The sequence below is a fragment of the Citrobacter sp. wls826 genome, assembly GCF_005281245.1.
In the GTDB taxonomy this organism is placed as follows: domain Bacteria; phylum Pseudomonadota; class Gammaproteobacteria; order Enterobacterales; family Enterobacteriaceae; genus Citrobacter; species Citrobacter braakii.
In genome coordinates, this window is the sequence record NZ_SZWS01000035.1 from 1 (window position 1) to 1,173 (window position 1,173).

At 43.1% G+C, this 1,173-nt stretch carries 1 protein-coding gene and 1 pseudogene; both read right to left on the reverse strand.

All coding sequences use genetic code 11. From position 1 onward, the window contains the following. Positions 1-43 precede the first annotated feature (43 nt). Positions 44-865: a DUF932 domain-containing protein gene (locus tag FDW87_RS08750; protein ID WP_137379645.1), complete on the reverse strand. Its 822-nt coding sequence runs from the start codon at positions 863-865 to the stop codon at positions 44-46. 11 nt (positions 866-876) lie between these two features. Next, positions 877-1,173 (reverse strand): annotated as a pseudogene (locus FDW87_RS21175) (hypothetical protein); the annotation flags it as partial.

Consider the following 1,173-nt stretch of genomic DNA (forward strand, 5'->3'; position numbering starts at 1 on the left):
TTTTCTGTGCACAAAAAAAGCCGCTCACTTGAGCGGCTATTATTCAGGCTTTAAGTCTTGCGAATTCCTCTGCCATTTTCCAGAGTGCCTGGTTAAGTTTTACATCACCATCAATACCAGTGACTTCTCTTGTTTTTGTCCTTTTTCCTTTTGCTGTCTTTCCTGAAATCCCGCCTTTGATGACGTTCTCCTGAATACGGTTAAATGTACTCCACAAATCCAAACCTCTGTCTTCCCAACGGCGAGCCTGTAATAACTGGTCAGGTGTCACAGGTGAATGAGCACCATCATATTTATACTCAAGGGCTGCAACGCTTAACAAACGTTGCTCCGGCTCAGTCAACTGAATACCTTTCATGATATCGATATTTTCAATCACGGTATCGAACGTATCCATCACAGTGTATGCACCTTCAATCACCTGTCCGACAATATCACCTTTATGCGGCACTCTAATTTCGCCAAAATCTTTCCACGCTACCAAACCATTGGTACAAATCTGGCGGAACATACCTGGAATCATTTTATAGCTACTGGAACCATCGTGACTGTTCAGCAAAATAATCTCTGGAACTTCTTTCCCCGCAATCTGATCATGCCGACGCAGACGTAATAAATGTTTTGTGAACTCACGCTTTTCAATATCTCGTGTACGGGACTGTGTTGCATAAAAAGGTTGAAAGCCTTCTTCACGAAGACGATCCAGAATTTCAATAGTTGGAATATATGTATAGCGTTCTGAACGTGAATCATGTTTTTCGGAAGAAAATGCACTGGGTACAATGCGCTGTAATTCATCATTAGTCAGCGGACGATTCTGACGAATAGAGGACGGTGCGCGATAACGATTAGCAAAACTGACCATAATATTCCCCTTTAGTTAATACTTACTGGCGTAATTGTGCGAAAAAAATTATCTACTGGTGCAGCAGCTACCGGATAGCCGTCCAGGATCCAGACAGAGAGATAATCAATGCAGTTCTCATTGATTAATGACAACTCATAGCTCCCGACTGGCGGTTCAAAAATCAGAGGTTGTAATTCCCCTTCCGTCGCAGCCATGACCCAGCAAAACAGATCAACGATTTGTTCAGCTGTGATTTCTGATTCACATCTTCCGGAAGATTCTTGAGCGGCGGTTTTGACGTTGACGTTTCGTGTATGCATCCTGGT

Excerpts from the sequence above, each read along its gene's own strand:
- FDW87_RS08750 (WP_137379645.1), bottom strand. The coding sequence starts at position 865 with ATGGTCAGTTTTGCTAATCGTTATCGCGCACCGTCCTCTATTCGTCAG.